Raw genomic sequence first — 23,128 nt, forward strand, 5'->3', positions numbered from 1 at the left:
CGCTCCCGGATGACCGGCGGGTTTGCCGAGTGCTCACTTCGCCGACACCTTCCGCTGGCAGGCTGGCCGCGTGCAGCAGGCGGCGAAGAGTATCGACAAGGCTGTCGACCGGTTCGGCAAGGTGTGCGTCGCGGTCGTCGCCCGGCTGCCGTTCGGTTTGAACCACGTTGTCGCGCCGACATTTCTGGGTTTCGCGGTGATCAACGGATTCACCTTCCTGATCGACCTGATCCTGCTGACGCTGTTGCACGGCGGGTGGGGGCTGCCGGTCTGGTTGTCGGTCACGGCGGCCTACGCGTGCGCGTTCAGTCTGAGCTTCGTGCTCAACCGCACCTTCAACTTCCATTCACACGCACCCGTCGGCAAGCAGGCGGGTGTGTACGTCGTGGTCGTCGTGCTGAACTATCTGCTGTTCCTGCTCGGCGTCAGCAGCGGTCTCACCGCACTCGGCGTCGAATACCATGTGGCACGCCTGCTCGCGGGGGCCTGCGAGGCGGTCTACATGTACAGCGCGATGCGGTGGGTGGTGTTCCGCCGCCGCGACGAGGCCGAACCGGCGCGCCCGCTCGCCTCGGATGCCCGGTGAGCGTCAGGCCGCGGCTCTGCGTAGCGCGTCGAGCGTGGTCTCGGGTGAGGTGTTGAAGCAGAAGCGAATTCGTGGCGCGGCGTCGGCGATCGCGTTGACGAGGCGTTCGAACAGCACCGTGTGCTCGGGGACGGCGCGCACCGCGCCGCCGATCATGACGAGGTCATACGCTGCGCGCCTATGCGGAGGCGGTGTCGTCGCACCGAGTGTCGCGGCGTGAGTCTGTTGCGGCAAGGCCGGGACCGACCGCGCAATCTCACTGATTCGGCTGTGCGGCAGGAGATCTCGCACGCATACGACTGGCCGTCGGGAACGTCATCGGTCGGCACGGGCAGCGCGCTCGTCATCCACTTTCGAGCCGGGCTCCGATTCGCTGGATGCCGCGCTTCGGGTGGTGGCCGCACTGTCCATGTCATCGGTGAACTGCCATTCTCCGAACTCGAAACGGCTTCCCGCGCGGCGGATTTCCACTGCGGCGGCGCCCGCGAAGTGGGCGGGGATCACCAGTTCGCGGCGGTCGGCCGCACGTTCGAGCACGCGCTGACGAGTGCTCGCGGCCTCGGTCGGATCGAGGCAGAGGCAGCTGCTGCACGTCGGATGCAGCAGTTGCATCGGGGTGTGCACCATGTCGCCGACGAAGACCGCGCGATCGGCGCCGGAGTCGAGTCGCAGCACCGAGGAACCGGGGGTGTGGCCGGGCGCCGATTCCAAGGTGAGTGCGTCGTCGATCCGAAAGGCGCCGTCCCACAGCTCGACCTGGCCGGATCGGTGCACCGGGGCGATGCTGTCCTCGTACAGCAGGCGGTCGTCGGGGCGGCGGCCCCGCGCGTAGCCGTTCTTCGGGCCGAAGTAGGTGTCGTCGGCCGCGGGGACCAGGTACCGCGCGTTCGGGAAGGTCGGCAGCCATTCGCCGTCGACGTCGTGGGTGTTCCAGCCGACGTGGTCGCCGTGCACGTGGGTGTTGATCACCACGTCTACCTCGTCCGGCTGCACCCCCGCCCGGATCAGCCGTTCGAGAAAGTCACCATCCCTGCGGTGAAACAGAGCGCGGCCGGGGCGTTCCCGCCCGTTCCCGACACCCGTGTCGACCAGGATGGTGCGCCCGGCGCTGCGTAGCACCCAGGTCTGTACGGCGGCGACGGCCAGTTCGGTATCGGGCGCCCAGTGCTCCGGGGCCAGCCAGTCGGCGTTGTCCAGCCAGGTCTGCTCGGTGGTATCGGGGAGCAGGTCGGGTCCGCGCATGAGCGGGCCGTGCCATTCGATGACGCGGAAGATCTCGACATTGCCCAACCACAGGTGCGACGAAGATGTCATGACCTCAACTTATGTCGCAAGTATGAGCCGAACAATGCTGTCGATTCTCAAATAGATATGAGAAACGCTCAATGGCGAAGCTTTCGGTACGATCGAGGCATGGATGTGCTGAGCGATGCGATCGCCGCCATGCGGGTGGGCAGCCCGTCGTCGAGCCGACTGCGCGGCAGCGCCGCCGACTGGTGCACCCGGCTCGCGGCCTACGACGGCGCGGGTTTCCACATAGTTCTGCGCGGCAGCTGCTGGGTGCTGCCGGACGGCGGTGCGCCGGTGACGCTCGGCCCCGGCGACGCGGTGCTGCTGCCGCACGGCACCGCGCACGTGCTCGCCGATCGCCCGGTCGACGCCGAGGCCGTGGCGCGGGCCGTCCCGTTCGAACAGTGGCGGGACCGACCCGAAAATCACTCCGAGTCGGGCGAATTCGAGGTGCTGTGTGGCAAGTATCGGCTGGATCGAAGGGGGCAGCATCCGCTGATGGCCGAATTGCCTCCGCTCATCCATCTGCCCGCCCGGATCGGCGATCAACGGGAATTGCGTTCCGCTATCGAACTTCTCGGCATGGAACTCGACCAGCGTCGCCCCGGTTCCTGCGTCGCGGTGCCCGGCCTGCTGGACCTGCTGCTGGTGTACATGATTCGGGCATGGATGACGATGAGCCGAAAGGGCGTCTGGCCCGCCGCACTCGACGATCCGGTGGTCGCGGCCGCGCTGCGCGCCATCCACACCGACCCGGGCTCGGCATGGACCAATGATCGGCTCGCCGCCGAGGTGGACGTTTCGCGTGCCACCCTGGCGCGGCGCTTCACCTCGGTCGTCGGCATGGCGCCGATGGGGTACCTGAGCTGGTGGCGGCTCACCACGGCCGCGGGCATGCTGCGCGGCACCACCGACCCGCTGGCCACCGTGGCGAGCCGGGTCGGGTACGCCAACGCGTATGCCTTCTCGCATGCCTTCCGCAAGCAGTTCGGCGTCTCGCCCGGCCGCTATCGCCGCACCGCGCCGCGACCGTCCGCCGAACGGGACGACGATGCCGACTCGTTCGCCGAAACCGCCGCGGCGGGTCTTGCACCTCACGCCCCGTGAGGTCTTAGCGTCGATGATGTGGCGGAAACGAAGGGTGAATACGTCAAGGTCGGCGAGCTCGCGACCGTTGCCGGGCTGACTGTGCGGACGCTGCACTACTACGACGAGATCGGCTTGTTGTCCCCGTCAGGCCGCAGTGCGTCGGGGCATCGGTTGTACTCCCGCGACGATGTGCAGCGGCTCTACCGGATCGGTTTGCTGCGTGGTCTCGGCCTTCGCTTGGACGAGGTGGCCGCAGCGCTGGACGACCCGGATTGGGATCTCAGCCAGGCGATGCGCACCCACATCGCGCAGCTGGATCGCACGCTCGCCGTCGAACATCGGCTGCGGCAGCGGCTGACCACCATGGCCGCCACCGTCATCGAGCAACGCAGCCTCGGCACCCGTGAGCTGCTCGACACCTTGGAGGACATGACCATGCTCGACACCAAGATTCGCCGACGCATTCCGACGCTGGTCTACCAGAACATCGAGGCGGCGCACCGGTTCTTGACCACGGTGTTCGGCTTCGAGCCCGGCCGACTCGACCGCGCACCCGACGGTTCGGTGCAGCACGGCGAGGTCACCGCCGGTGACGGCGTGATCTGGCTGCACGCGGTGTCCGAGCGGTTCGGGCTCGCGTCACCGATCGCGCTCGACGGCATCTGCACCGAGGGGATGTCGATCGTCGTAGACGATGTCGACGCGCATTTTCGGCACGCGAAAGACGAAGGCGCGCAGATCGTCTACGAGCCGATCGACCAGCCATACGGTTACCGCGAATACAGCGTCCGCGATCTCGAACGGCGGCTGTGGTCGTTCATGACGCCGTTGGACTGAGCAGTTCCGAGACCTGTTCGCCATCGATGACGATCGCGTCGTCGTCGGTGAGCGCCCAGTGCGCGAAGTCTTCGGCGCGAAGTCGCTCGGCGAGGCGGGTGCATTCGCCGTCGGGGTCGGTGGCCGAACGCACGTGCGGGACGATGGCGCGATCGACCAAACCCATTCCGTCCCATTGTGGTTCGATGCCGCAGGCGGATCGAACCTCGGCGGGATCGTCGACTGTCTCGATGCCGTACAGGTCTGGGGTGAGCACGCAGGCGCCCGCACTGTAGCCCGCGTAGACGAGCGCGTCGGCGGTGAGCAGCCGAGTGAGCACGAGATCTGCTCCACTGCGGGCGAATTGGGCGCGTAGCACGAAGGTGTTGCCGCCGCGCACCCACACCAGTGGGTATTCGGCCAATCTCGATTCCAGTGCGTCGGGGCGTTCGAGATAGTCGCGCAGATCGAGTTCTTCGGGCTGGTAGCCCAGCTTGCGTAGCGGAGCCAGATCGCTTTGCACAGCCGCAGGGCGCATGGAAGGCCATGCGTCACAGGAATTTCCGATCACCGCGACGCGTCCCGGCCTGCCGACCAGTGCGGCGAGCCGGTCGTAGTGCGCGCCGAATCGGTAGCTGGCCAGGAACAGACGCATCAGATAGTGAAAGCCAGATTGCGGACCAGGCGTTCGCCGAGTTGTTCGTCGCCGGTGATCGAGATCTGTTCGGTGTGCTCGTCGGCGGTGGTGCGTCCACCGCCGAGTCGCACGAAAAGCCCCGAGTCCATGGTGATCTCGACATTCGCTTGCTCATCGAAGCCGTCGACGTAGCTCGCGCGCTCGGCCACCGCGATATGCAGCGTCCGTGCCAACGGCCCGGTCAGGACGAAGGTGATGCGCGAACCGCTCGGCGCCTCACCGCGTTTGGCGACCACACGGGGGATCGAGCGCGCGAACTCGGCGAACGCCGCCTCGGCGCGCGGTCCGCCCTCCTCGACCTCGCGGCCGAGGGAGTCGGCGATGTCCAATTCGTGCACCCAGCAGTCGAACAGCCGCACCCGCATGAACGCGCCGTAGCTGATCTGCCCGATCGGCGACGGGGTCTGGCGCGCCCAGCCCTCGGCGTCCAGCTGCGTCAGTGCGGCGGTACGGCGTTCGGTGACCTCGTCGTAGAGCGCGAACAGTCGGTCACCCGAGAGCGGGCGCAGGCGGTCGATCCAGATCTCGTTGAGCACCGCGGTTTCGTTGTGCACGTGCGCCAAACCGCGCACATCGGTCTTCACCCGGTTCGGGTCGTGGGCGGGTGGCTTCTCGCCGAGCAACATGGACTCGGTGCCGACCACATGGGCGATGACGTCGAATACCGTCCAGCCCGGCAGGGGCGACGGTGTGCGCCAACGGTTCTCGTCCAGTCCGGCGACGAGCTTCGCGAGCGCATCCCACTGTTCGGTGAGCAGCGGGACGATCTCGTCGCGATCCGGGGTCGGGGTCATGGCTGTGCTCCTTGGTCTTTCGCGGCGATTCCCGCGCGGATGGCCGCTGCGGTGGATTCGGGGTCGTGTGGTCGGCGCAGCACCAAGCCCTTGACGAAGCGCAGCTTGTCGCCGTGCTTGCGTGGGATGACGTGCAGGTGCACATGGTCGACGGTCTGGAAGGCCGCGGCGCCGTCGTTGATGAGCAGGTTGGCGCCGTCGGCGGCGAGACCACCGTGCTGGACCGCCGCGGCGAGGCGGTGACCGAGGCGGAAGACGCGTGCGCCGAGTTCGGCGTCGAGGTCCGACAGCCGCGCCGCGTGCCGCTTGGGGATCACCAGGGTGTGGCCGCGGGTGATGGGACGGATGTCGAGGAAGGCGCACAGGTGGTCGTCCTCGTACACCTTGGTCGCGGGAGCCTCGTCCGCCACTATGCGGCAGAAGGCGCAGTCGTTCACACGGTGGACGATACGGGCTTCGAGTACTGACACCCGCGGTGCGGTCGTCGTGTGAAGAGTGCGGTTCGCGAATTCTGGCTCGGGCCGCGCGGATTCGTCGTGCAGGAGCGCGTGAGCGGGCGAAAGGTGGGGCTGCGCTCGGCGAACGGCTGGTCGGCACGTGCAGCGCACCACGGAATCTCGGCCTGCCTGTGACGGTTATCTCAGATACGCTCACCGCGTGCCAGGTACAGTTGCGAAGATTTGGATTAACTTACCGGTGAGTAACTTAGCTGGGCATCGAAGTACGTTGCCTGAGGCTCAGTACGAGAAGGAAGTCTGACAAGTGGAGACAACGCAGAGCGTGGGCGACGCGTCGCCACGTGGCGCGCGTGTCGGTGTTGTTCGCGAATCCAACGCGGGCGAGCGACGTGTCGCATTGGTGCCGAAGATCATTCCCGGATTGCTGAAGAACGGCCTGGAGGTCGTCGTCGAGTCCGGAGCGGGTCGCGAAGCCCTGATCCCCGACTCCGCCTACGAGGAGGCGGGCGCCACGATCGGCGACCCATGGTCGGCCGAGGTGATCGTGAAAGTCGCCCCACCCAGTGATGCCGAGGTGGGCAAACTGTCCTCCGGGCAGACCCTGATCGGATTCCTCGCGCCGCGCAACAGTGAAAACCAGATCGGCGCGCTGAAAGCCGCGGGCGTGCAGGCCTTCGCGGTCGAGGCGATCCCGAGGATCTCCCGGGCCCAGGTGATGGACGCGCTGTCCTCGCAGGCCAACGTGTCCGGCTACAAGGCGGTCCTGCTGGCCGCCTCGGAGTCCACGCGCTTCTTCCCGATGTTGACCACGGCCGCGGGAACGGTGAAACCGGCAACCGTGCTGGTGCTCGGTGTCGGCGTCGCCGGACTACAGGCGCTGGCCACGGCCAAACGGCTCGGCGGCCGCACCACCGGTTACGACGTGCGTCCCGAGGTCGCCGACCAGGTGCGCTCCGTCGGCGCCCAATGGCTGGATCTCGGCATCGACGCGGCCGGTGAGGGCGGCTACGCCCGCGAACTCACCGAAGACGAGAAGGCACAGCAACAGCAGGCGCTCGAAGACGCCATCAAGGGCTTCGACGTGGTGATCACCACCGCGCTGGTGCCGGGGCGTCCCGCGCCGCGGCTGGTGACCGCTGGCGCCGTCGAAGGGATGAAGCCGGGCAGCGTCATCATCGACCTGGCCGGTGAGACCGGCGGCAACTGCGAGCTGACCGAACCGGGTGAGACGGTGGTCAAGCACGAGGTGACCATTGCCTCGCCGCTGAACCTGCCCGCGACCATGCCCGAGCACGCCAGCGAGCTGTACTCGAAGAACATCGCGGCACTGCTGGAGTTGATGGTGGCCGACGGCAAGCTCGCCCCCGACTTCAGCGATCAGGTGCTCGCGGATTCCTGTGTTACCCGTGAGGGGGATGCCTGATGTATACCGAACTACTCGCGAACATCGCGATCCTGGTGCTGTCCGGGTTCGTCGGCTTCGCCGTCATCTCGAAGGTGCCCAACACCCTGCACACGCCACTCATGTCCGGCACCAACGCCATTCACGGCATCGTGGTGCTCGGCGCGCTGGTCACCCTCGGCCGCGTGCAGGATCCCTCGATCCTGACCCAGATCATCCTGTTCATCGCGGTCGTGTTCGGCACGCTGAACGTGATCGGTGGCTTCGTGGTCACCGACCGCATGCTCGGCATGTTCAAGGGTAAGAAGGCCGTACCGGCGAAGGTGGACAAGTGATGCATACCTTCGACAATGTGAACTACCTGGTCAACGGCCTCTACATTGTGGCCTTCGGCATGTTCATCTACGGCCTGATGGGCCTGACCGGTCCGAAGACCGCGGTGCGCGGCAATATCATCGCCGCGATCGGTATGGCGCTCGCGGTGGTGGCGACGCTGATCTCGGTGCGCCACACCAGCAATTGGATTCTGATCGTCGCCGGACTCGTCGTCGGTGTGCTGCTCGGCGTTCCGCCGGCCCGCTACACCAAGATGACCCAGATGCCGCAGTTGGTCGCGGCGTTCAACGGTGTCGGTGGCGGCACGGTCGCCCTCATCGCGTGGTCGGAATTCATCAACAGCCACGGCTTCTCGCAGTTCGACGAGGAGCCGACCATTCACATCGTGATCGGCTCGCTGTTCGCGGCGATCATCGGATCGATCTCCTTCTGGGGATCGTTGGTCGCCTTCGGCAAGCTGCAGGAGATCCTGCCCGGCAAGCCGATCGGGATCGGCAAGCTGCAACAGCCGTTGAACGCGTTGCTGTTCATCCTGGCGATCGTCGCGGCGGTCGTGATCGGTGTCGGCGCCACCAACGACGGTGTGTCGCAACTATGGATGATCGCGGTACTCGTTCTCGCGGGTGTGCTCGGCCTGATGGTGGTGCTCCCGATCGGCGGCGCCGACATGCCGGTCGTCATCTCCCTGCTCAACGCGCTGACCGGATTGTCGGCCGCGGCAGCGGGTCTGGCGCTGAACAACACCGCGATGATCGTCGCGGGCATGATCGTCGGCGCCTCGGGCACCATCCTCACCAACCTGATGGCCAAGGCGATGAACCGATCGATTCCCGCGATCGTCGCGGGTGGCTTCGGTGGTGGCGGTGCCGCGCCGGGCGGTGGTGACGGTGAGCAGAAGGTGGCCAAGGCGACCTCGGCCGCCGACGCCGCGATCCAGATGGCCTACGCCAACCAGGTGATCGTGGTGCCCGGCTACGGCATGGCGGTCGCGCAGGCGCAGCACGCGGTCAAGGAGATGGCGTTGCTGTTGGAGGCCAAGGGTGTCGAGGTCAAGTACGCCATTCACCCGGTCGCGGGCCGCATGCCGGGTCACATGAACGTGCTGCTGGCCGAGGCCGAGGTGTCCTATGACGCGCTCAAGGAAATGGACGACATCAACGGCGAATTCTCGCGCACCGATGTCGCTTTGGTGATCGGCGCCAACGACGTCACCAACCCCGCGGCGCGCGAGGACTCCAGCAGCCCGATCTACGGCATGCCGGTGCTCAATGTCGACCAGGCCAAGAGCGTCATCGTGCTGAAGCGCTCGATGAACTCCGGCTTCGCAGGCATCGACAACCCGCTGTTCTACGCCGACCACACCTCGATGCTCTTCGGTGACGCGAAGAAGTCGGTCGGCTCGGTCACCGAGGAACTGAAGGCGCTGTAAGACAGCGGATTCCGCGAAGTTCACTGCTCACCTACGGCCCGTCGCTGCACAGCGGCGGGCCGTAGGTGCTGTCGTGAGGCGGCAGCCCAGCATGCTGAACAGGACAAACCTCGTGAACGGCATCCCCACGGACGGCAGGTTCTGGGTGATCCGCTACGTTCCTCGAGACAAACGCCGTGCCGACGGCGGTGCAACGTGTGACCCTGGGGAGGGGATGCGAGATGACCAATCCGCCCAACTATCCATATCCTGGCCAGCCTGGTGGGCCGGGATATCCGAATCAGCCGGGACAGCCTGCGCCGCAGGGGTATCCGGGACAGCAGGGTCCGCAAGGCTATCCTGCACCGCCGCAGGGGTTCCCCGGCCAGCAAGGGGCGCAGGGCTTTCCGGGTCAGCCGGGTCAAGCGGGCCAGCCGGGTCAGGCGGGACAGTCTGTGCCGCAGGGATATCCGGGTCAGCCGGGTTATCCTGGGCCGCAGGGGCAGCCGCAGCCGCAGCCTCCTTACGGAGCTCAACCGCCCTACGGCGGGTTCCCGCAACAGCCGGGTCAGCAGTTCCCCAGCCAGCCGGGTCAGCCCGTTGGTGGCTTCCCGCCGCCGGGACAACCTCCGCGGCAACGGCCTTCGGGCAGCGGCGGCTCGGGCTTCTTGAAGATCGGTATCGCGGCTGTGCTGCTGATCGTGGTGATCGGCGGGATCTTCGGCCTGCGGACGGTGTTTCGTTCCGACGGCCAGAAGATCGAGGCGGGGCAGTGCGCGAAGCTCGCGGGCAGCACCTACAAGCCCGAATTCGCGATCAAGGAGTGCACCGACCCGGAAGCCAATTACGTGGTGGCCGAGCGGCTCGACAGCGGTAGCGCGGACTGCGCGACCGAGGATTACGCCAGCTATTACCAGACCGGTAAGAGCGGTTACACGGTGTGCTTGCGCCTCAACGTGGCCGAGGGGGACTGCGTCGACGCCGGAACAATGGCGGCCAGCACGAAGATCGCCTGCACTGCTTCGGGTGCCGACTACAAGATCGGCAAGATCGTGCAGGGGAGTGCCACACCGTCGGCTTGCGGTGCGGATTACACCGCCGACGAGGTCATCGCGTATCCGAAGCCCGATCCGATGACGCTGTGCTTGGTGGCGGTGGACAGCTAGGCGCCGGGTCCGGTGTCGGGCGACCGGGCGCGACGACCCCCGCGTATCGGCAGCAGATCAATACGGCGACCAACGGCACCACCATCGCCGCGTTGAGTGGCACCAGTGCCGTCAGCCAGCCGATCACCGCGGGACCCGCGAGCAAGCCGAGGTACCCGACACTGAATACCCGTGACATGTCCGTCGCGGCCTTGTCGGAGCCGAGATTGCCCGCCGCGCTGAAGATCTGGGGCACGCTGCCGGACAGTCCGAGCCCGGCCAACGCCCAGCCGAACAATGTCAGCGGCACCCACGGCGAGATCAGGAGTAGCACGAGGCCGAGAGCGGCGATCGCGGTGCCGTAGCGCACCACCGCGACGCTGCCGAAGGCACCGCTGACGCGGTCGGCGGCGAACCGGCCGACGGTCATGGTGGTGGAGAACGCGCCGAAGGCCAGCGCCGCGGTGGCCGCGTCGGTACCGAGATGTTCACGCATCTGTAGCGTGCTCCAGTCGTTGGCCACGCCCTCGGTGAGCAGCACCGCGAACGCGATCATGGACAGCGCGAGCACCTTTCGCGATGGGTTCGGTGCGGGTTCGTCGCGGGGTGATTTCGCGTCGGGGCGCGGTGCCGCGTCGGCGGTCGCGTGCTCGGGCGTGTGCGCGCTCGTATCTCGGGTCGGTGTCACATCGGGCGATGTTGTGTCCGTGGTGGTGACGACGGGTGACGCCGACGGATCTCGCTCCGCTACGGCATCGGCCGCTTCCGCTCCCGCCGTGGCGGAATCGGAGGTCTCGGCCGTCGACGCCACCGCGTTGTCGCCGAGCAGCCTCGGCAACAGCACCACCACGAGAAGCAGGCTGCCGATCGCGGCCAGTACCAACGTCACTCGGATATCCCACCCCGCGCGCAATGTCGCCGCGCCGACCAGTGAGCCGAGCAACCCACCCCCGGAGAACAAGGCGTGGAAGGCCGCCATGATCGGTCGGCGATAGGCCCGCTCCACGTGCACCGCTTGGGTATTCATCGACACGTCCAGCGCGCCATTGCCGAAACCGAAGCAGCACAACGCGATCGCGAGCGTCACCGGTCCGCCCGCGAGACCGGGGCCGATCACCGCGACCGAGGCGATGACCGCGGCCGCGCCGACCAATGTCCTGCTCCCGAACCGATCGGCCAACGGACCGGCCAGCCGCATACCGACAACCCCCGCACCCGCCATCAACAGGATGAACATCCCCAATGTCGATTTCGAGACGCCGGTGTGGTCGGTGATGACGGGGATATGCACCACCCACATCGACAGCAGAAAACCGTTCAACGCGAAAACGGTGAACACCGCGAGCCTGGCGATGCGGGTCTGCTGGTCGACTGTCGGGCGCGGCATCATTCGACGGTACCGACCTGTGTCGAGCGGAGGACCAACAGCGGGTGGAAGCGGCGATCGCGGCGACCGACGGTCCCCTCTACCGACTACTGGGCCGGAGTGTCCCAAACACCGGTCGCGGCGGCCTCTTCGGTGTACTCGGTGAAATCTTTCGGTTCCCGTCCCAATGCGCGCCGTACACCGTCGGTGGTGTCGCTGTTGCGTCCGTCGAGCACGGTGCCGAACAGGTAGTCGAGCAGGCTCACCTCGTCGGCGGGCACCTGATACTCGGTCAGTGCCGCGACGAATTCCGCGCGGGAGACCGGGGCGAAGCTGATCTCCCGTCCGGTGGCCGCCGCGATCTCCGCGACGGCCCGGGCGAAGCTCAAGGCGCGCGGCCCGGTCAGCTCGTAGGTCTCGCCGGTATGGCCCGGCTCGGTGAGCGCCGCGACCGCCACGTCGGCAATGTCGTCGGCGTGGACGAAGGGTTCGTCGACGGTGCCGTTGGGTAGTGCGAGCTCGCCCGCGAGGATGTAGTCGGTGAAGGCGCCTTCGCTGAAATTCTGTGCGAAGAAGCTGCAGCGCACGATGGTCCATTCGAGGCCGCTGTCCCGCACGATCTGCTCGCACTGTTCGGCTTCCGCCTCGCCGCGACCGGACAACAGCACCAGCTTTTCTACGCCCAGTGCTGCCGCCTGTGCCACGAATGCCTTGATCACCTCGGGTGCGCCGGGCACCGCGAGGTCCGGCGCGTAGGCGAGATACACCGCGTCGATGTTCGTGAGCGCGGGTGCCCAGGTGGTGCGATCGGCCCAGTCGAAGGGTTGCTCGGCCGCGCGCGAGCCAAGGCGGATCGGAACCCCGGCGGTCCGCAAGCGTGTGGCGACCCGGCTGCCGGTCTTCCCGGTGCCACCGGTGACGAGGGTGCGGCGGGTTGTGGTGATGTCTGTTGTGCTTGTCATGATTCGAGTACACCGGCCGAGGGCGAGACGGAACATAGCTGATCAGCTCATGATCATGCGTCATCGTCTAATCTGGATGGCGTGGACGCTCTCGCCAGTTTGCTCGAAGGTCCGCGTGCGCGCGGTGCGTTCGTGATGTGTTCGCTGCTCGAGCCGCCGTGGTCGCTGCGCGTCGAGGACGAAGCGCCGCTCACCGTGGTGGCGATGGTGCGCGGCGGTGCGTGGATCGTCACCGACACCGCGCCCGCGCGGCAGCTGCGCGCCGGAGACATCGCGATCTTCCGTGGACCGGACCATTACACCGTCGCCGACGACCCGGGTACCGCACCGCAGGTTATCATCGAGCCGGGGCAGATCACCAAGACTGCCGACGGTGAGATTCTTTGTGAGACATTGAGTCTCGGCGTTCGGCAGTGGGGTACCGATCCTGACGGCAGCACGATGCTGGTCACCGGCGCCTACGAATCCGTCGGTACGGCAGGTCATGGACTGTTGCGCGCCTTGCCGCCGGTGATCGTGCTCGGCCGCGACGACTTCGACTCCCGCGTGCTCGACATCCTGGTCGACGAGGCTGTCAAAGATGAACCAGCACAAGGGGTTGTGCTCGACCGATTGTTGGACATGGTGCTGATCACCGCGCTACGCACCTGGCTCGGTCGCACCGACGCACCCGCCTGGTACCACGCCTACGGAGATCCGTTGGTCGGCAAGGCTCTTCGGCTGCTACAGCACAATCCGGCACACGGCTGGACGGTCGCGGGGTTGGCCGAGGCGGTGGGTGTCTCGCGCGCCGCGCTGGCACGCCGCTTCACCGACCTGGTCGGTGCGCCTCCGATGGCTTTCCTCACCGAGTGGCGGCTCGCGCTGGCCGCCGATCTGCTGACCGACTCCGAGGCCACCATCGAATCCATCGCGCGCCAGGTGGGATACGGCAGTGCGTTCGCCCTGAGTACCGCGTTCAAACGCCAGTTCGGGGTGAGCCCGCGTGACCACCGCCGCGGCGTGCGGACCCCTGAGCTATCGTCGGTCGGGTGACCAAGCCGTATCCGGTGCTCTGGCCGATGCCGACACGATGGGCCGACAACGACCACTACGGTCACGTGAACAACGTGACGTACTACTCGTACTTCGACACCGCGGTGAACGCCTGGCTGATGGACGCCACCGGCGTCGACACCCGCGAACTGCCCGCATTGGGCGTCGTGGCTCAGACGTCGTGCCAATTCCTCGGTTCGATCAGCTTCCCGGAAATGTTGCACGTCGGCCTGCGCGTCTCCCGCCTCGGTCGCTCCAGCATCACCTACGACCTCGCGATCTTCCGTGCTGTCGACGAGGAGCCCGAGCTCGTTGCCACCGGTGTCTTCGTGCACGTGTACGTCGACGCCGATACCCGCAAGTCGATCGAGATCCCCGAGATCATCCGCACCGCCGCAAGCACTCTCGTCATCGACTGACCCGCGCACCACATCGCCGTTGAGCTGCGGGCCGATGGCTCGGAGTACCGATGGGCGTTGGCGGTCGACGGCGATCTACTCGTACTTCACGGTCGCCGAAGGGGTCCCGCGCACGCACGGGTCGCGCGCCGGCGACTCGGCGATCGCGTCTATCCGCAGAAACAGATCGGCTCATCGATCAGAAGATCTACCGTGCCGCTGCGAAAGTTGTCGCGCGGAGCGGGTTTCCGACTGTTGGGCGACGATCGACCAGGTAGCGAGCGAGGTCGCGGTCAGCCGACGGTGCGCAACCTGCCGGGCGCCCGAAAACCTGGCGTTCGCGATGGACAATCGGCTCGCACCGGGGGCCTAGCTGCTCAGTGTGGCCTGGAACCTGCGCATCCCGTCGAGCCAGCGCGCATAGTCGGAAGCCTTGTTGCGGAACATCTTCAGCACCTCGGGGTGCGGCAGGATGAGAAACTCTTCGGCCGCTACACCGGCCAGCACGATCTCGGCGACGTCGTCGGTGGACAGCACCGCGCCCGCGGTGGTCACCGATTTCACCGCTAGCTCGGCCGCGGCGGCGTTACCCTCCGGCACCAGTCCGCCCCGCAGCAATGGTGTGTCGACACCCATGGGGCATACGCAACTCACACCGATTCCCTTGTCCCCGTGGGTGATCGAGAGCCATTCGGCGAAGCCGACGGCGGCATGCTTGGACACGGCATACGGCGCCGACCCGAGCTGGGTGAGCAGTCCGGCCGCCGAGGCGATGGTGACGAAGTAGCCGGTGCCGCGCTTCTGCCACGCGGGCACGAGTAGCCGTGCGGCGCGCACGTGCGCGAGCGTATTTACCTCGAGCGCGGCAGCCCACTGCGCGTCGGTGCTGTCGAGGCCCGCGCCGCCGCCGATGCCCGCGTTCGCGAAATACAGGTCAACCGGGCCGAATTCGGATTCCGCCCGGTTGATCAGGGAGCGGATTACCTGCTCGTCGGTGACGTCACCGCCCACGCCGATCGCGCGGGGTCCGAGCGGTCCCGCCACGTCCACGGCACCGGCGGCATCGAGGTCGGCGAGAACGACTCGTGCGCCACCGTCGACCAGCCGCCGCGCCAGTGCGGCCCCGATGCCCCCGCCCGCACCCGTAACGATCGCGACCTTTCCCGAAATCTCCATCTCCGCACCCTAGCGACGGCGAATCGGCGCACGGTACGAGATCGGCCTCGGTTCAGTTCGGTCCGGCCAGCCGGTCGAGCAGTGGCGCGGTGCGTGGCCCGACCAATTCGCGCATCACCAGGGCCATATTGGTGCGCTCGACACCGGGGATTTTCAAGATCTGCCCCGCGATGCGGTAGAGATCGTCGGCATCCTTGGCGACCACGCGCACCGTCAGATCGGTCAGGCCGGTCATCCCGCACACCTCGGTCACCTCGGGGACTTCGGCGAGTTCGTGCACCACCGAGTCGAGCCGGTGTTGGTCGGCCACCACCGCGACGAACGCCGCGAGGGGATAACCCAACGCGCGCGGACGCACCCTGCGTTCGAAACTGCCGAGCAACCCGGCCGACTCCCACCGCGTCAAGCGTGCCTGCACGGTATTGCGGGACAGTCCGAGCTTGGCCGCGAGTTCGACGCCGGTCGCGCGCGGGTTCGCGATCAGCTCGCGCAGCAGCCTGGCGTCGGTAGCGTCCAGGGTCACGGCTTCTCTGGTCATGCAACGCAGTATGACATTCCAAACCCACCCGAGATTGCGCATTTTGCTCACATTGAAACGCACCACTTGCGCATATCGACTTCTCGTGGATGCTGTGAGGTACAGCACAAAAGAGTAGAGGAGGCGGTGACCGATGCCAGGAACGAACGAGTACCCGGTGCAATTGGTGCAGCCCGACGGGAGCCGTGTCCTCGACCGCGAACACGCGGCCCTCGTCGCCGACATCGACCACGACCGACTGCGCGATCTGTACGAGGACATGGTCGTCACCCGCAGAATCGACGCCGAATGCACGGCGCTGCAACGGCAAGGTCAGCTCGGATTGTGGGCGCCGCTGCTCGGTCAGGAAGGCGCACAGGTCGGCTCGGCCCGCGCACTGCACGCCGACGATTACGCGTTCTGTAGCTACCGTGAGGCCGCCGTCGCCTATTGCCGCGGCGTGCGACCCGACCAGATGACCAGGATGTGGCGCGGCGTCGCGCACTCCTGCTGGGACCCCGACGAAGTGAACATCACCAACCCGAACATCATCGTTGGCGCGCAGGGCCTGCACGCCACCGGTTACGCCTACGCCGCGCACCTCGACGGCGCCGAGATCGCCACCATCGCCTACTTCGGCGACGGCGCCAGCAGCCAGGGCGATATCGCCGAGGCCATGGGTTTCGCTTCCGGCTGGAGCGCGCCGGTGGTGTTCTTCTGCCAGAACAATCACTGGGCGATCAGCGAGCCGGTTCGGGTGCAGAGCGCGACGCCGATCGTGCGCCGAGCCTTCGGCTACGGCATCCCCGGTGTGCAGGTCGACGGCAACGACGTGCTCGCCGTCCTGGCCGTGACCAGGCAAGCCATCGCGCGGGCTCGCGCAGGTGGCGGCCCGTCGTTCATCGAGGCGATCACCTACCGGATGGGCCCGCACACCACCGCCGACGACCCCACCCGCTACCGCGTTTCCGCCGAGTCCGAACAGTGGGCGCGCCGCGACCCGATCGACCGAGTACGCAGGTTGCTGGCACGCGAAGGTGGCTTCGACGAGGATTTCCAGCAGCGGGTCCGCGATAGCGCGGACGAGGTCGCCCACGAGTTGCGCACCGCGACCATCGAGATGCCGGATCCCGACCCGTCGGAGCTGTTCGAGCACGTTTACGCCACCCCGCATCCGCTGGTCACCCAGCAGCGACGGGAGTACACGCGTTACCTGGCCGACGATTTCGGCGCGCAGGACGCGGAAGCGGAAGGAGTCCTGTCATGATCACCACCTTCGCCGCCGCACTCAATGCCGGATTGCGTCGCGCTCTGGAAGACGACCCCAAGGTCGTGCTCATGGGCGAGGACATCGGCAGCCTCGGCGGGGTGTTCCGGGTGACGGATGCCTTGCAGAAAGATTTCGGCGACAACCGGGTAATCGATACCCCGCTGGCCGAATCCGGCATCATCGGCACGGCTTTCGGTATGGCGCTGCGTGGGTACCGTCCGGTCTGTGAGATCCAGTTCGACGGGTTCGTCTACCCCGCGTTCGACCAGATCGTCTCGCAGGTCGCCAAGATTCACTATCGCACCAAGGGGAAAGTACTCGCGCCGTTGACGATTCGTATCCCGTTCGGTGGTGGAATCGGTTCGGTGGAGCATCACTCCGAGTCACCGGAGGCGTATTTCGCGCACACCGCGGGTCTGCGGGTGGTGGCACCGAGTACCCCGGCCGACGCGTACCAGATGATCCGCGCGGCGGTCGCCTCGGACGATCCGGTGATCTTCTTCGAGCCCAAGCGCAGGTACTGGGACAAGGCCGACGTGGACTTCCTTGCCCTCGACGCCGCATCCCTGCCCGAGTTGCACCGCGCCGATGTGCGGGTCACGGGGACCGACGCCACCGTCGTCGCCTACGGCGGCACCGTGGCTACCGCGCTGTCGGCGGCGAAAATCGCGGAGGAAGAAGGACATTCGCTCGAGGTGATCGATCTGCGCAGCCTGTCGCCGATCGACTTCGACACCATCGAGGAGTCGGTGGCCAAGACCGGCAGGCTGATCATCACCCACGAGGCGCCGGTGTTCGCCGGGCTCGGTGCGGAGATCGCGGCACGAATCACCGAGCGTTGCTTCTATCAACTCGAGGCACCGGTGCTGCGCGTCGGCGGCTTCGATATCCCGTATCCCCCCGCTAAGCTGGAAAAACACCATCTGCCCGACTCCGACCGCATTCTCGCCGCGGTCGATCGCTCGCTCGCCGCCTGATGTCGCCGCGCCACAGGGAGGGTGCCCCCGTGCCAGATCAACTGCTGGAATTCCGGTTGCCGGATCTCGGTGAAGGACTCGCCGACGCCGAACTCGTGGAGTGGTCGGTGCAGGTCGGCGACATCGTGGAACTGAACCAGCCGATCGTCGATGTGGAGACGGCCAAGGCGGTGGTCTCGGTGCCGTCGCCGTTCGCGGGCGAGGTGGTGGAATTGCTCGCCGAGCCGGGGGAGACCGTCGAGGTGGGCGCGGTGCTCATTCGGGTGGCTGGCACCGGCTCGGATGCGGTGTCCGGATCCGGCGGGATGAATAGTGCTGCGGGCGAAGGTAGTCGGCGGTCTCGGCGCAAACCGGCGAACGCGCCGAGCGGTGGTGGACAGCGTCGCGGCGGTGGCGGCCGTCTCGATGAAGCCGACCGCGCGAGTACTGCCGCCGAGGATCGTGCGGACCCGCCGGGCCGGATTCGCCGTGGCGACGACACCGATTTGGTCAGAGGTGAGCACTTCGACCGCCGTGAGCGCGATGTCGATGGGCGCGACACGGGGGACGTGGATGCCGAGGCGCTGGATGTCAGTGGCGAGCGAAAGTCGGTGCTCGACGCAAGCGGCCCGGCGGAGTCGGACGTGTCCTGGCGGCAGAACGATACGAAGAGTGCTGTGCGGGAGGATGTTTCGGACACTGCTCGTGCATCGGCCGCCGCAGACGATGGGGCGAGCGGCAGCGCCGACGCGGGTGATCGGGATGGCGCGCAGGGTGGCGAGCGTAAATCGGTGCTCGTCGGGTACGGCCCGGAACAAGAAGGAGTGTCGAGGCGCAGAAAAGGTCCGGAGAGTGCTGCGCAGGAGGTGGTTTCGAGCACCGCCAACGCGCAGGCGGGCCGGTCGAGCCGGCCCGCTGCCGTGCCCTCCGCGCGCAAACTCGCTCGTGAACTCGGCGTCGACCTGTGGGAGTTGGCGGGGTCGGGACCGGATGGCGCGGTCACCGTCGACGATGTGCGTGCCGTGAGCCGCGTGGATACGGCTTCGGGCAATGCTGCCGACCGTGGCACCCCGGTGGCTTCCGACCGCGAGACTCGCACCCCCGTCAGCGGCATCCGCAAGCGCACCGCGGCGGCCATGGTGACCAGTGCGCGGACCATCCCGCAAGCCAGTACCTCGGTCACGGTGGACGTCACGGCGTCGATCGAACTACTCGAACATCTGCGCGGCACAAAGTCGTTCGCGGATTTACCGCTCACGCCGTTGGCACTGGTGAGCAGGGCCGTCCTCGCCGCACTCACGGAATTTCCCGGCATCAACGCGGCATGGGACGAGGACGCGCAGCAGATCATCACGAAGCACTACGTCAATCTCGGGATCGCGGTGGCCGCAGAGCGTGGGCTGCTGGTCCCGAACATCAAAGACGCGCACGCGCTGAGCCTGCGTGAGCTGTGCGCCGCGATCGCTCGGCTCGCCGAGTCCGCCCGCGCGGCAACGGCCACCCCCGCCGACCTCACCGGGGGCACCTTCACCATCAGCAATGTCGGCGTCTTCGGCGTCGACACCGGCATACCCCTGGTCAACCCCGGCGAGGCGGCGATCCTCTGTCTCGGGTCGATCGCCAAGCGCCCCTGGGTAATCGACGACGAACTAGCCATCCGCCGAGTTACCACCCTGGCGCTCTCGTTCGACCATCGCCTGATCGACGGCGAACAAGCCGCGCGCTTCCTCGCCACCCTCGCGAACTTCCTCGAAGACCCGTTGGTCCTGCTCGGCCGGTTGTAGGTCGCGCCAGCTCGGCGGTCATCGACTGCACGCGCTGGGCGGGCGGGGCCGCTTCGAGTACCGGCACGGTGATCGTCGGCGGACGCGACGAGTCCGGTGCGGGGACGCGCGCTTCCCGGAGACATCTCGACCAGTTCGACAGCTGACTGGGGTTCTGCCGCGCGGAGTGAATCATGCTGGGATCAGCGGGGTTCGGTATGCGGCAGGCGGTATTCCGGTGCGAGCACGTGAGATTTCCGGCGCACCTGTCGATCGTTGTGACGCGCGGCAACATCGAAGTCGCGTAGTCGACGCAGGTCCTGGTGCGACCGCATGTGCCGACGGCGGGGCGATCGAAGCGATGTCATCGAGTGCTTCCTCGGCGTCGGTGGCTACCTGGTCGAGCCGTCGATGTGTCGTACCGACCCCGGCTGGGAAGTCTTGCCCCGCTTCAAGAATCGGCGCTGTGATCGGCGAGCAACCCGCGCAGTGCCAACCCGGCCAGGAGGGCCCAGAAGGCGCCGCCGATACCGAAGAAGGCGATGCCCGACGCCGAGACCAGGAAGGTGATCACGCTGGACACCCGGTGCTTGCGCGAGCCGAGTGCCGAGGAGAGCGCCGCCGCCATGGTCGCCAGAAGTGCGAGGCCCGCAACGGTTTCCAGTGTTCCCTCGGGCGCGGTCGCGATGACGGTGACCAGTGCCGCCGAGCCGAGGGCCAGCAACAGATAGGTCGCGCCCGCCGTGAACGCGGCGATCCAGCGTTTCTTCGGGTCGGGGTGGGCGGCGGGCGCGGCCGACAGTGTGGCGCTGATCGCCGCGAGGTTGATCGCGTGGCCGCCCGCCGGTGCGCCGACAATCGTGCCGAGGCCGGTCACCGTGAGCGCGGCACGCCACGGGACGCGGTAGGCGAACGAGGTCATCACGGCGGTGCCCGGAATGTTCTGCGAGGCCATGGTGACCACGTACAGCGGCACGGCGATACCGATCATGGCCTGCCAATTCCATTGCGGCAGCGTGATATCGACCGAGGGTGCCATCGCGGTCAGATCCAGGGTCTTGTGCTCGACCGCGATGCTGATGCCCGCGCCGACCGCGGCGGTGACGAACGCGGCGATCACCGCCCACCGCTGCGCCACCCGTTGTAGGACCAACCACACCAGCAGCACGGGCACCACCACGGCGGGACTCGTGCGCACCGCGTGTACCGGCGCGAGGCACATCGGCAGCAGCACCCCGGCCAACATGGCCTGCGCGGTTTCCATCGGAATCGCCGCGATGAGCCTGCCCAAGCGCTGCCACACGCCGGTGATCACCACCAGCACGCCGGTGATCACGAACGCGCCGATCGCGGCGGACCAGCCTCCCGCGACCGCGCCGGTGCCGACGAGTAGCGCGGCGCCGGGCGTCGACCACGCCAGCGTGATCGGCATGCGGTACCGATAGCTGAGCAGCATCATGCCGACGGCCTGGGTCACACACAGGGCGAGCAGTCCGGATGCGGCCTGCGCTGGACTCGCGCCCACCGCGGTCAATCCGCTCAGCACCACCGCGAAGGAGCTGGTGAACCCGACAAGTGCGGTGATCACTCCGGCACCGAGCGGTTGTGCGAGTCCCGGTGTTTCGGTGGGTGTTGGCGCGGCGTCGGATTCGTCGGTGAGGTGTGGCACGGTCGATGACTCCAACGAGGGGGAAACCTTCGTCATAGGCCGAATTCTCCCGACTGGCCTGCGGTGATGTCGCCAGCCAGTGCGCCGAAACTGGACGTAATTCCGCTGGTTCGCCTCGCGCGGAAGAGTTCGAGCGCCGAACGCTGCCGTAGCCGTTGTCGTAGCCGTTGTCGGTGCTGGCCGTCGTCGCTGATGACGACCGTCGTTGTCGGTGCTGACTGTCGTCGCTGATGACGACCGTCGTTGTCGGTGCTGACCGTCGTCGCTGGCGACGACCGCCGTCGTCGTGTTCGTCGTCGTTGTCGCCGCCGACGCCACGGAAGCCGCTGGCGCACGGCGACGGTGGTGGGTTGGCTTGGTCGGTGATGAGCGCCCCTGAGCAGGGCACGCGCGGCGCTTCGGCGCGGCGTCGAATCTTGCCGATCAATGGTGTTGTCGCAGTGGAGGATCGGGGACCAGTAACCCGGTGGAGATTTCAGGGTGTCCCGGCCGGGCGAAATGGGCACTCTGTCGAGGTCGACATTGCCGAGGATCTGTGCACGACGAAAACGTGGCAGACATGACGGCACCGCGAAACCGGATGGGTATGGTGAGCGGCGTCGGTACGCAATGGTGCGATTCTTGACGAGGAGCTGAATTGAACGCGGTACTGATCTCGTCGCCGGAGCTTCGGGAAGCGTTGTCGGACGAGCGGTTACGGCTGCTGGATGTTCGATGGGCGCTGGGTGACCCCGATGGGCCGGAGCATTATCAGGCAGGCCACATTCCCGGCGCGGTATTCGTCGACCTGGAGACCGAGCTGTCCGCGCCGCCCTCGCCGACGCGTGGCAGGCATCCGCTCCCCGAGGCCACGCAACTCGAGAAGTGCGCCCGCAGTTGGGGTGTGCGTAATGGCGACCGTGTTGTCGTCTACGACGCCACCAGCGGTCTCGCGGCCTCGCGCGCATGGTGGTTGCTGCGTTGGGGTGGGCTCACCGATGTGCGCATCCTCGACGGCGGACTCGCCGCGTGGAGCGCGTCGGGTGGTGCGCTCGCGACCGGCTGCGAACCCGACCCGCGACCGGGCGACGTCGAACTCAGTCCAGGCAACCTGCCCGTCCTCACCGGTGACGCCGTGGCGCGCTGGGACGGGCTGCTGCTGGATGCTCGCGCGGCCGAACGGTACCGAGGCGAGGTGGAGCCCATCGACCCGCGCGCAGGACATATCCCCGGCGCGATCAGCGCACCGACGGCCGACAATCTCGATCCCGACGGCCGCTTCCTCGGTGCCGACGTCTTGCGTGAACGTTTCAGCGGCTACGGCACCGGCCCCTTCGCCGTGTACTGCGGTTCCGGCGTCACCGCCGCCCACCAGGTCGCCGCCCTCGCCGTCGCGGGCGTCCCCGCCGCCCTGTACCCCGGCTCCTGGTCGCAATGGTCCAACGACCCCAAGCGACCGGTGGCGACCGGGGCCTGAGCACTGTCGTGTGCCCGGTGGAGCCAGTCGTTCGGCTAGTTGGCGCCGAGACATTCTGGGGCCGTGCGCTTTACGTGGTTTGTGCGCGGTCGAGGTAGCAGTCACCGGTTCTCGGGTCCGACGGCCGAGTGCATGTCGCCTGACTCGCGTCGTGCGGTACCGGTGAGCGGCATCGTCGAGTGACGCCGTTACACGATGTGGCCGTGCGTCTTACGATTCTTGGATCGATCCAGGGGCGTTTGCCGGTGGATCGAACTGCTTCGTGCGGATCGATTCCCCGGATGGACGGCCCGGCCCGCGCCCCGCTGATCCCGATCGTCGGCGCACCACCCGCCATGCACGCCCTGCCACCCGGCTGCTCCTTCGCGCCGCGCTGCCCGATCGCGATCGAGGAATGCCAGGTCGCCGAACCGCCATTGGAACAGACCGGACCCAAGCACCGGGTGAACTATCCCGAGAAGCCGAGGTGTGGTGTGGTCATGCGCCCGACAAGGCCCTCGGCTGCCGTAGCCATCGCGGTCGATACGACTCGAGTTCAC

General features: G+C 67.1%; 23 protein-coding genes and 1 pseudogene. 14 read left to right on the forward strand and 10 right to left on the reverse strand.

The features are described 5' to 3' along the window. Positions 1-70: 70 nt before the first annotated feature. Positions 71-586, forward strand: coding sequence for a GtrA family protein (locus ABEA50_RS28845; protein WP_345499573.1), 516 nt, complete (start codon positions 71-73; stop codon positions 584-586). Between the two features lie 3 nt (positions 587-589). On the opposite strand, the gene ABEA50_RS28850 is transcribed toward ABEA50_RS28845, so the two are convergent. Together ABEA50_RS28850 and ABEA50_RS28855 are read right to left on the reverse strand one after the other, a co-directional pair. After that, positions 590-742, reverse strand: coding sequence for a hypothetical protein (locus ABEA50_RS28850; RefSeq protein ID WP_345499479.1), 153 nt, complete (start codon positions 740-742; stop codon positions 590-592). Between the two features lie 159 nt (positions 743-901). After that, a complete protein-coding gene (locus ABEA50_RS28855; protein WP_345499480.1) occupies positions 902-1,900 on the reverse strand; it encodes an MBL fold metallo-hydrolase in 999 nt (332 codons plus the stop codon). 99 nt (positions 1,901-1,999) lie between these two features. Between ABEA50_RS28855 and ABEA50_RS28860 the strand changes: the two genes are divergently transcribed. Continuing rightward, positions 2,000-2,983: an AraC family transcriptional regulator gene (locus ABEA50_RS28860; protein ID WP_345499481.1), complete on the forward strand. Its 984-nt coding sequence runs from the start codon at positions 2,000-2,002 to the stop codon at positions 2,981-2,983. A gap of 18 nt (positions 2,984-3,001) precedes the next feature. After that, entirely contained in the window at positions 3,002-3,802 is an 801-nt protein-coding gene (locus ABEA50_RS28865) for a MerR family transcriptional regulator (protein WP_345499482.1), read from the forward strand. On the opposite strand, the gene ABEA50_RS28870 is transcribed toward ABEA50_RS28865, so the two are convergent. The 3 genes from ABEA50_RS28870 to ABEA50_RS28880 are packed head-to-tail and all read right to left on the reverse strand — an operon-like array spanning position 3,783 to position 5,709. Then, positions 3,783-4,436 carry a Type 1 glutamine amidotransferase-like domain-containing protein gene (locus tag ABEA50_RS28870; protein ID WP_345499483.1) on the reverse strand — a complete coding sequence of 218 codons (654 nt, stop codon included), beginning with the start codon at positions 4,434-4,436 and terminating at the stop codon, positions 3,783-3,785. The two genes, ABEA50_RS28865 and ABEA50_RS28870, sit on opposite strands and share 20 nt — an antisense overlap. Then, entirely contained in the window at positions 4,436-5,272 is an 837-nt protein-coding gene (locus ABEA50_RS28875; RefSeq protein WP_345499485.1) for a maleylpyruvate isomerase family mycothiol-dependent enzyme, read from the reverse strand. Before ABEA50_RS28875 ends, ABEA50_RS28870 begins: the two co-directional genes overlap by 1 nt. After that, on the reverse strand, positions 5,269-5,709 hold the full coding sequence (locus ABEA50_RS28880) for an HIT family protein (protein ID WP_345499487.1): 441 nt from the start codon (positions 5,707-5,709) through the stop codon (positions 5,269-5,271). Before ABEA50_RS28880 ends, ABEA50_RS28875 begins: the two co-directional genes overlap by 4 nt. 325 nt (positions 5,710-6,034) lie before the next feature. Between ABEA50_RS28880 and ABEA50_RS28885 the strand changes: the two genes are divergently transcribed. The 4 genes from ABEA50_RS28885 (at position 6,035) to ABEA50_RS28900 (ending at position 10,042) form a co-directional block, all read left to right on the forward strand. Then, positions 6,035-7,153: a Re/Si-specific NAD(P)(+) transhydrogenase subunit alpha gene (locus ABEA50_RS28885; RefSeq protein ID WP_345499489.1), complete on the forward strand. Its 1,119-nt coding sequence runs from the start codon at positions 6,035-6,037 to the stop codon at positions 7,151-7,153. Further along, positions 7,153-7,467, forward strand: a complete 315-nt coding sequence (locus tag ABEA50_RS28890; RefSeq protein ID WP_345499490.1) for an NAD(P) transhydrogenase subunit alpha part 2 — start codon at positions 7,153-7,155, stop codon at positions 7,465-7,467. The genes ABEA50_RS28885 and ABEA50_RS28890 overlap by 1 nt, the downstream gene beginning before the upstream one ends. Before the next feature lie 17 nt (positions 7,468-7,484). Then, positions 7,485-8,897 carry an NAD(P)(+) transhydrogenase (Re/Si-specific) subunit beta gene (locus ABEA50_RS28895; protein ID WP_345499575.1) on the forward strand — a complete coding sequence of 471 codons (1,413 nt, stop codon included), beginning with the start codon at positions 7,485-7,487 and terminating at the stop codon, positions 8,895-8,897. A gap of 221 nt (positions 8,898-9,118) precedes the next feature. Beyond that, positions 9,119-10,042 carry a collagen-like triple helix repeat-containing protein gene (locus ABEA50_RS28900; protein WP_345499491.1) on the forward strand — a complete coding sequence of 308 codons (924 nt, stop codon included), beginning with the start codon at positions 9,119-9,121 and terminating at the stop codon, positions 10,040-10,042. On the opposite strand, the gene ABEA50_RS28905 is transcribed toward ABEA50_RS28900, so the two are convergent. Together ABEA50_RS28905 and ABEA50_RS28910 are read right to left on the reverse strand one after the other, a co-directional pair. After that, positions 9,984-11,408, reverse strand: a complete 1,425-nt coding sequence (locus ABEA50_RS28905; protein WP_425577735.1) for an MFS transporter — start codon at positions 11,406-11,408, stop codon at positions 9,984-9,986. The two genes, ABEA50_RS28900 and ABEA50_RS28905, sit on opposite strands and share 59 nt — an antisense overlap. An 86-nt stretch (positions 11,409-11,494) precedes the next feature. After that, positions 11,495-12,349: an NAD(P)H-binding protein gene (locus ABEA50_RS28910; RefSeq protein ID WP_345499493.1), complete on the reverse strand. Its 855-nt coding sequence runs from the start codon at positions 12,347-12,349 to the stop codon at positions 11,495-11,497. 81 nt (positions 12,350-12,430) lie between these two features. Here ABEA50_RS28910 and ABEA50_RS28915 point away from each other — a divergent pair, with 81 nt between their 5' ends. Then, on the forward strand, positions 12,431-13,384 hold the full coding sequence (locus tag ABEA50_RS28915; RefSeq protein WP_345499494.1) for an AraC family transcriptional regulator: 954 nt from the start codon (positions 12,431-12,433) through the stop codon (positions 13,382-13,384). 26 nt (positions 13,385-13,410) lie between these two features. Continuing rightward, positions 13,411-13,803, forward strand: coding sequence for an acyl-CoA thioesterase (locus ABEA50_RS28920; RefSeq protein WP_345499576.1), 393 nt, complete (start codon positions 13,411-13,413; stop codon positions 13,801-13,803). A gap of 348 nt (positions 13,804-14,151) precedes the next feature. Here the strand turns inward: ABEA50_RS28920 and ABEA50_RS28925 are convergent, their stop codons facing one another. Continuing rightward, the gene (locus tag ABEA50_RS28925; protein WP_345499495.1) at positions 14,152-14,958 is read right to left on the reverse strand and encodes an SDR family oxidoreductase; all 807 of its coding nucleotides are present in this window, start codon (positions 14,956-14,958) and stop codon (positions 14,152-14,154) included. Positions 14,959-15,010: 52 nt separating this feature from the next. Beyond that, on the reverse strand, positions 15,011-15,496 hold the full coding sequence (locus ABEA50_RS28930; protein WP_345499496.1) for an Lrp/AsnC family transcriptional regulator: 486 nt from the start codon (positions 15,494-15,496) through the stop codon (positions 15,011-15,013). Positions 15,497-15,629: 133 nt separating this feature from the next. Between ABEA50_RS28930 and pdhA the strand changes: the two genes are divergently transcribed. The 3 genes from pdhA to ABEA50_RS28950 are packed head-to-tail and all read left to right on the forward strand — an operon-like array spanning position 15,630 to position 19,485. Further along, a complete protein-coding gene (gene pdhA / locus ABEA50_RS28935; RefSeq protein ID WP_345499498.1) occupies positions 15,630-16,742 on the forward strand; it encodes a pyruvate dehydrogenase (acetyl-transferring) E1 component subunit alpha in 1,113 nt (370 codons plus the stop codon). Further along, complete coding sequence (locus ABEA50_RS28940) at positions 16,739-17,722, forward strand: alpha-ketoacid dehydrogenase subunit beta (protein ID WP_345499499.1); 984 nt, start codon at positions 16,739-16,741, stop codon at positions 17,720-17,722. The genes pdhA and ABEA50_RS28940 overlap by 4 nt, the downstream gene beginning before the upstream one ends. Positions 17,723-17,751: 29 nt before the next feature. Further along, positions 17,752-19,485 carry a dihydrolipoamide acetyltransferase family protein gene (locus ABEA50_RS28950; RefSeq protein WP_425577736.1) on the forward strand — a complete coding sequence of 578 codons (1,734 nt, stop codon included), beginning with the start codon at positions 17,752-17,754 and terminating at the stop codon, positions 19,483-19,485. Positions 19,486-19,915: 430 nt separating this feature from the next. On the opposite strand, the gene ABEA50_RS28955 is transcribed toward ABEA50_RS28950, so the two are convergent. Further along, on the reverse strand, positions 19,916-21,169 hold the full coding sequence (locus tag ABEA50_RS28955; RefSeq protein ID WP_345499501.1) for a benzoate/H(+) symporter BenE family transporter: 1,254 nt from the start codon (positions 21,167-21,169) through the stop codon (positions 19,916-19,918). A 601-nt stretch (positions 21,170-21,770) separates the two neighbouring features. Here ABEA50_RS28955 and ABEA50_RS28960 point away from each other — a divergent pair. Both ABEA50_RS28960 and ABEA50_RS28965 read left to right on the forward strand, forming a co-directional pair. After that, positions 21,771-22,589: a sulfurtransferase gene (locus ABEA50_RS28960; protein ID WP_425577737.1), complete on the forward strand. Its 819-nt coding sequence runs from the start codon at positions 21,771-21,773 to the stop codon at positions 22,587-22,589. A gap of 266 nt (positions 22,590-22,855) precedes the next feature. After that, a pseudogene (locus tag ABEA50_RS28965) lies at positions 22,856-23,032 on the forward strand (oligopeptide/dipeptide ABC transporter ATP-binding protein); the annotation flags it as partial. Positions 23,033-23,128 lie beyond the last annotated feature (96 nt).

The organism is Nocardia callitridis, from assembly GCF_039543305.1.
In the GTDB taxonomy this organism is placed as follows: domain Bacteria; phylum Actinomycetota; class Actinomycetes; order Mycobacteriales; family Mycobacteriaceae; genus Nocardia; species Nocardia callitridis.